The 6,534-nt window shown below is 65.5% G+C and carries 7 protein-coding genes; 2 read left to right on the top strand and 5 right to left on the bottom strand.

The window, feature by feature from the left end; translation table 11 throughout:
* Positions 1-961: 961 nt before the first annotated feature.
* Both ACTHL9_RS00830 and ACTHL9_RS00825 read left to right on the top strand, forming a co-directional pair.
* Positions 962-1,237 carry a hypothetical protein gene (locus ACTHL9_RS00830; RefSeq protein WP_440516729.1) on the top strand — a complete coding sequence of 92 codons (276 nt, stop codon included), beginning with the start codon at positions 962-964 and terminating at the stop codon, positions 1,235-1,237.
* Positions 1,234-1,485, top strand: a complete 252-nt coding sequence (locus tag ACTHL9_RS00825) for a hypothetical protein (RefSeq protein ID WP_440516728.1) — start codon at positions 1,234-1,236, stop codon at positions 1,483-1,485. The genes ACTHL9_RS00830 and ACTHL9_RS00825 overlap by 4 nt, the downstream gene beginning before the upstream one ends.
* 324 nt (positions 1,486-1,809) lie before the next feature.
* On the opposite strand, the gene ACTHL9_RS00820 is transcribed toward ACTHL9_RS00825, so the two are convergent.
* From ACTHL9_RS00820 to thrS, 5 genes are all read right to left on the bottom strand, one after another.
* The gene (locus ACTHL9_RS00820) at positions 1,810-1,932 is read right to left on the bottom strand and encodes a hypothetical protein (protein ID WP_440516727.1); all 123 of its coding nucleotides are present in this window, start codon (positions 1,930-1,932) and stop codon (positions 1,810-1,812) included.
* Between the two features lie 120 nt (positions 1,933-2,052).
* Positions 2,053-2,961 carry a pyridoxal 5'-phosphate synthase lyase subunit PdxS gene (pdxS, locus tag ACTHL9_RS00815; RefSeq protein ID WP_440516726.1) on the bottom strand — a complete coding sequence of 303 codons (909 nt, stop codon included), beginning with the start codon at positions 2,959-2,961 and terminating at the stop codon, positions 2,053-2,055.
* Positions 2,962-3,097: 136 nt separating this feature from the next.
* Positions 3,098-3,718 carry a phosphatidylinositol phosphate synthase gene (gene pgsA, locus ACTHL9_RS00810; protein ID WP_440516725.1) on the bottom strand — a complete coding sequence of 207 codons (621 nt, stop codon included), beginning with the start codon at positions 3,716-3,718 and terminating at the stop codon, positions 3,098-3,100.
* Complete coding sequence (locus ACTHL9_RS00805) at positions 3,708-4,325, bottom strand: HIT family protein (RefSeq protein ID WP_440516730.1); 618 nt, start codon at positions 4,323-4,325, stop codon at positions 3,708-3,710. Before ACTHL9_RS00805 ends, pgsA begins: the two co-directional genes overlap by 11 nt.
* Before the next feature lie 85 nt (positions 4,326-4,410).
* Entirely contained in the window at positions 4,411-6,432 is a 2,022-nt protein-coding gene (gene thrS / locus ACTHL9_RS00800; RefSeq protein WP_440516724.1) for a threonine--tRNA ligase, read from the bottom strand.
* Positions 6,433-6,534: the final 102 nt, after the last annotated feature.

Here is a 6,534-nt window from a genome sequence, read left to right as displayed (position 1 = left end):
GGATCTCGTGGACGTTGAGGCCGCCGGTGTCCAGAGTGGGTATCGGGGGGCTCTGGTCACGTGCTTCGGCTCCGGTTGCTGCGTGCCAACGGGCAGGGCAGCAGAAACCGGTGGCCATCTACAGCCGCCGTGCCCATTTGGCAGCCCGGCAGCGCCCCCCTACTGGGCGAGGAGAGGAGTCTTCCGCCGGGCCGGCTCGTGCGGCCAGCGCTGGGACCTGGAAGCCGCAAACAGGCATCGGAGCTGGGGAGTCCGAGCCGTCAGGCTCGGGTGGTCGCTGGGGCGCTTGCTTCCGGAACGCTAGCCGCTCAGACAGAACACCTAGTTGCACGACCTTCGGCACGGCTCCGCCTGGACCGGCCCATGGACTTGATCGCCGCGCCAGGGTTCAAGATGCACAAGCAGGCCTGCGTAGCGCTCCCGAAGAATTTTGGAGGCGATCGTATCCGGCGGCGGTTCCCCTCTCAGGGTTTCGCGGGGCACAGTAAGGTTTTGTTTCGACCGGCGTCAACAGTTTGAGGCGACCAGCCATTCTCGTCTGGCTTCGCGGCGGCCGACGGTTCTTCTGTGCTTCTCCGTGGCATCACGGATGAAATTCCGTGTCCGCACCCTGAAAGCAGTCAGAGATATCCGCGCTGAGGCTCGCCCGAGCGCCGCACATTAAGTGCTCGGACCCTGCCGTGAGGATTTCCAGTGCCACGGAGTAAGTACTCGGCCCAAATCGGCCTCAGTGGTCGAGCTGGTCGGCGCGTGTCGGTTCTCTGAGGTCTACAGATGGCCTGATTGGCCGGTTGAGAGCGGAGCACAGCGCCTCGCCTTGACGACCCATCCTTTCCGATAGCAGGATCCCATCACCAACTCCGGCAGAATGGGGAAATCCAAAAAGTGAGAAAAATCCAAGGGGGAAGCGATGAAAACTCGAAAAGTCGGCGCAATCTGCTTTAGTGCGGCACTGGCATGGGTGGCGACATCTGCGGTGCCCGCGCAGGCAGCAACGACGAGCGTCAGCGGATCGCTCAGCTGCCCCTCGGGTCAGGTCGTGTGGGTATCCCTGACGACTGAGTACAGCGCACCGGCCACGTTCTACTCCGGCACTGCTCACCGCTACTCGGACGGCGGCGGCCATAACCACGCCTTCAACTACGGAACCAGGACAGTGAACTGGAGGGTGGAAAGCGGTGGGAACATCCTGACGGTGAGCGACTGGTGCGGACCCAATGCGATGCGTGCCCAATGACTGAATCCATCCGGGCTGAGGTCGAGCGCAAACTCAGCACAATTCCGGTCCGTGCTTCTCGCCAGATGACCTCCATCGAATACCAGTTTCGCGTGGCCGAGATAACCCGGCTTTTCGACATCGACGCGGTGGGCAGCGAAAGGGGCGTAATTTACGGAGACAAGGGCGTTGAGCTGGAAGATCAGCCTTTGCTCTGGGCCGTTCGCGTTCTCGTTGCGAGGCGATTCGGCATCCCGGAAGCAATATGAACATCGTGCCGTGCGTCTGCAGCGGGCACGAAGTCGTCCTTCGTGAGTCCGAGGTTCGCGCATGATCCGGTCCTTGGCGGCGAGCTTGCTTGAGTCCCGGATCTCCTTGACCAAGCACAGAACGAGCTGAGTGGACCCTCTCCCCCGCCTGGATGCGCTCCTCGACGTCGTCCATGGCGAGGACGGCCGCGGCGAGCTCGAGCCGGGCGTCCGTGACGCGGCGCTTCGGCTCGGGATGCCGCTTGGACATCACGCCCAAGCGGTGGACCGCGGCGACCTTCTGTTCTTCGGTGATGGTGGACATGACTGGGTTCGCTCCTCGGTTCAGACGGCGCGGCCGACGACCGGGATGAAGTTGTCCTTGGTCAGGCCGTGCTCGCACATGATCCGGTCCTTGGCGGCGAGTTGCTCGCGCGGCTCCTGGATCTCCTGGGTCAGCGATAGCACCAGCTTGTCGCCGACAAGCTGGCGCCAGGGCTCGCCATACCGAAGAGCATCAGGATCTCTGGCAACGAAAAGGACGCCGCGGACAGCAAGTCCGTGGCGTCCTTTTCGTTGGGGCTCTACTTACCAGCCGCGCTCTGCGAGGCGGTGGGGCTGGGGGATGTCATCGACGTTGATGCCGACCATGGCCTCGCCGAGGCCGCGGGAGACCTTGGCGATCATGTCCGGGTCGTCGAAGAACGTGGTGGCCTTCACGACGGCGGCCGCGCGCTGGGCCGGGTTGCCGGACTTGAAGATCCCGGACCCGACGAAGACGCCGTCGGCGCCGAGCTGCATCATCATCGCCGCGTCCGCCGGGGTCGCGATCCCGCCGGCGGTGAACAGCACGACCGGGAGCTTGCCGGTCTCGGCGATCTCCTTCACGAGCGCGAACGGGGCCTGGAGCTCCTTGGCCGCGACGTAGAGCTCGTCCTCGGCCATCGTGGTCAGGCGGCGGATCTCGGCGCGGATCTTGCGCATATGGGTGGTGGCGTTGGAGACGTCCCCGGTGCCGGCCTCGCCCTTGGAGCGGATCATCGCCGCGCCCTCGTTGATCCGGCGCAGCGCCTCGCCCAGATTCGTGGCGCCGCACACGAACGGGACGGTGAACTGCCACTTGTCGATGTGGTTCTCGTAGTCGGCCGGGGTCAGGACTTCGGACTCGTCGATGTAGTCAACGCCGAGGGACTGCAGGACCTGGGCCTCGACGAAGTGCCCGATGCGGGCCTTGGCCATGACAGGGATCGAGACCGCGCTGATGATCGCCTCGATCATGTCAGGGTCCGACATGCGGGAGACCCCGCCCTGGGCGCGGATGTCCGCGGGGACGCGCTCGAGGGCCATCACGGCCACGGCGCCGGCGTCCTCGGCGATCTTCGCCTGCTCGACGTTGACGACGTCCATGATGACGCCGCCCTTGAGCATCTCCGCCATCCCGCGCTTGACGCGGTCACTGCCAGTGGTCGGAGCCGAGGAGTTTGCTTCAGTAGACACGTACTCGTCTTTCTCTTGGCTACTCAAAGAGTGCTGAAAATCTTGGGGAGGACCCCAGTCTATCGCCGCAGCAGGCGAGATGTGACGGACCTCCCGACAGACCGCTCACACGCCCGCTGGGCAGGTGCACAGCGAATCAGGCCGTACCCGTCTCCGCTCTGGCCTGGGTCCGGACCGCCAGGACGCGCTGCACCACCGTCACGACGCTGGCGGCGGCCAGCACCACGAGCGTCCAGAACAGGAACGGCGTCGGCAGCCCGAGGCCGCAGAGTCCCGCGACCACAAGAACTGAGACCAGGCGCTCCGCACGCTCGGCGATCCCGATATTCGCGTGGTAGCCGAGGGATTCCGCCTTCGCACGCGCGTACGAGACGAGGTTGCCGAGCAGGATGCAGACGACGGCGAGGGCGCCGATCGCTCCATCGTGCCCGCCACCGTAGAACCAGAGGGCAAGCCCGAGGAAGATCGCGTCGTCCTGCACCCGGTCGAGGGTCGAGTCCAGGAAGCCGCCCCAGCGCCCCTTGCGGTCGGTCAGGCGCGCCATGATGCCATCCATAACGTCGGAGAACACGAAGAGCGTGATCGCCACGACGCCCCAGAAGAGCTGGCCGAGCGGGAAGAGGATGAGCGCTGACGCGCTGACCCCGGCTGTGCCGAGGAGCGTGACGGCGTCCGGGGACACACCGAGCCGGAGGAGCACGCGGGCCAAAGGCGAGAAGAGCCGGGTGAACAGCTCCCTTGCGTGTCTATTCAGCACGCGCGGCCTTTCTGCCGTCGCGCACAAGCTCCTGATCGTCCTCGCCCGTCTGATCGCCGAGGTCCGTCTGATCGCCGTCGCCCGCCGGCCACGCCTCGGCGAGGAGGCCGCGGGTCTCGTCGAGGGTCTGCGTGATCTGCTTCGTCTGGGCGATGATGGGCATGAAGTTCCCGTCGCCTCCCCAGCGGGGCACGATGTGCTGGTGCAGGTGGGCAGCAATCCCGGCGCCGCCGGCGTTGCCCTGATTGATCCCGAGGTTGAATCCCTGAGGACGTGACACCTGCCGGATGACCCGCATGGCGGTCTGCGTCATCGTGGCCATCTCCGTGGTCTCCTCAGAAGAGATGTCCGTGTAGTCCGCGACGTGACGGTACGGGCAGATGAGAAGGTGCCCCGGGTTGTAGGGGTAAAGGTTGAGGATCGCGAAGCAGGTCCTCCCCCGGTGCACGATGAGGGACTCCTCGTCACTGCGACCTGGGGCGGCGCAGAACGGGCAGGTCTCATCCGTGTACTGGCCCTGACCGCCCTTGATGTACGCCATACGATGGGGAGTCCAGAGGCGTCCGAAGGCGTCCGGGGTCCCGGGCAGCTCGAACGAATCCGTCACATCATGGTCCGACGCTTCGACATTGTCCCCTGCGTCGGCGCCGGTGGCCGGTTGCGCCCGCTCATCGCCCGTGGAGTCCGCCACGTCAGAGCGCCCTCGTCCGCACAGCCTCGACGATGCGCTTCACGGCCTCGTCCACGGGCACGCCGTTGTCCTGGCTCCCGTCGCGGAATCGGAACGACACTGCCCCGGCCTCTGCGTCCTCGCCACCCGCGATCAGGACGAAGGGGACCTTGTCCTTGCTTGCCGTGCGGATCTTCTTCGGGAAGCGGTCGCTCGAGGCGTCCACCTCGGCGCGGATCCCTTCCTTCTTGAGGCGATCTACGACGTCGTACAGGTAGTCGTTGAACGCCTCGGCGACCGGGATCGCGACCACCTGCACGGGGGCCAGCCACGCGGGGAAGGCGCCTGCGTAATGCTCCGTGAGCACGCCGAGGAAGCGCTCGATCGAGCCGAACTTGGCGGCGTGGATCATGACTGGCTCCTGCCGGGTACCGTCCGCGGCCTGGTATTCGAGGCCGAAGCGGGCCGGCTGGTTGAAGTCGTACTGGACGGTGGACATCTGCCAGGTGCGGCCGATCGCGTCGCGGGCCTGCACCGAGATCTTGGGACCGTAGTAGGCCGCCCCGCCCGGATCCGGCACCAGCTCCAGACCGGTCTCGCGGGCCACCCGCTCAAGGACAGCCGTGGCCTCTTCCCACTGCTCGTCGGTGCCGATGAACTTGTCCGACTCCGGGTCGCGCGTGGACAGCTCAAGGTAGAAGTCGTTGAGACCGAAATCCCGCAGAAGCGAGAGGATGAAGTTCAGGAGGTGCTTGACCTCGTCCGGGGCCTGCTCCTTCGTCACGTACGAGTGCGAATCGTCCTGCGCGAAGCCGCGGACGCGCGTCAGGCCATGGACCACGCCGGACTTCTCGTAGCGGTACACGTGCCCGAACTCGAAGAGCCGCATGGGCAGCTCACGGTACGACCGGCCGCGCGAGCGGTAGATGAGGTTGTGCATGGGGCAGTTCATCGCCTTGAGGCGATAGTCCTGCCCGGGCTTCGTGATGTTCCCCTCCTCGTCGCGCTCCTCGTCCACGTGCAACGGCGGGAACATCGTGTCCGCGTAGTACGGGAGGTGGCCCGAGGTGTGGAACAGCCCATCCTTCGAGATATGCGGCGTCCCGACGTACTGGAAGCCCTCCTCGATGTGCCGGCGGCGGACGTAGTCCTCCATCTCCCGCTTGATGATGCCGCCCTTGGGGTGGAAGACCGGGAGGCCGGAGCCCAGCTCGTCCGGGAACGAGAACAGGTCGAGCTCGGCGCCGAGCTTGCGGTGGTCGCGGCGCTCCGCCTCGGCGATGCGGTCCTGGTACTCCTTGAGAGCTTCCTTCGTGGGCCACGCGGTGCCGTAGATCCTCTGGAGCTGCTTGTTCTTCTCACTGCCGAGCCAGTAGGCCGCTGCGGAGCGGGTGAGGGCGAACGCGTTCGAGATGAGCTTCGTGTTCGGCAGGTGGGGCCCGCGGCACAGATCGCACCACACGACGTCGCCGCTCTTGCGGTCGATGTTGTCGTAGATCGTGATCTCGCCGACGCCGACCTCGACGTTCGCGCCTTCCTTGGCGGCACCCTCAGACTGGTTGTCCTTCGCGCCGAGGATGATCAGCTTGTAGGGCTCGTTGGCCATGGCCGCTCCGGCCTCGACCTCGCTGACGACGCGGCGACGGAACAGCTGGTTCTGGTTGACGATCTTCAGCATCATCTTCTCGAGGGTCCGGAGATCCTCGGGAGTGAAGGGCTCCTCGACGTCGAAGTCGAAGTAGAAGCCGTCCTTGATGTAGGGACCGATGCCGAGCTTCGCGTCAGGGCGAAGCTGCTGGACAGCCTGGGCCATGACGTGGGCGGTCGAGTGCCGCAGGACGTTGAGCCCGTCCTCCGACGAGATGTCCACGCCCTCCACGACAGCCGCGCCCGGGATCGGCTGGTCGAGGTCTTTCAGCACGCCATCAACGCGGACGACGACGATCTCGCGCCTTCCCTCGAAGAGCTCGGCTCCCGTGGTGCCCGCCTCGACGGTACGCTCCTCGCCGTCGACGACAATGGTGATCTGCTGGGCATCTGACACGGGTGTCTCCTCTTTCTCTTCGGCTTCATAGCTTGTGGCATACGGGGACCACAGCCAGCCATCGTCAAGACTATCGGAACCTGATTCGACGTGGCGCAGGCT

This window comes from Sinomonas sp. (assembly GCF_051955515.1).
Taxonomy (GTDB): Bacteria; Actinomycetota; Actinomycetes; order Actinomycetales; family Micrococcaceae; genus Sinomonas.
Note: the sequence above shows the minus strand (reverse complement) of the source record. Positions and strands in the feature narration are given on the sequence as shown.

Bases quoted from the DNA above. Each gene is read 5' to 3' on its own strand.
- ACTHL9_RS00825 (WP_440516728.1), top strand. From the start codon at position 1,234: ATGACTGAATCCATCCGGGCTGAGGTCGAGCGCAAACTCAGCACAATT.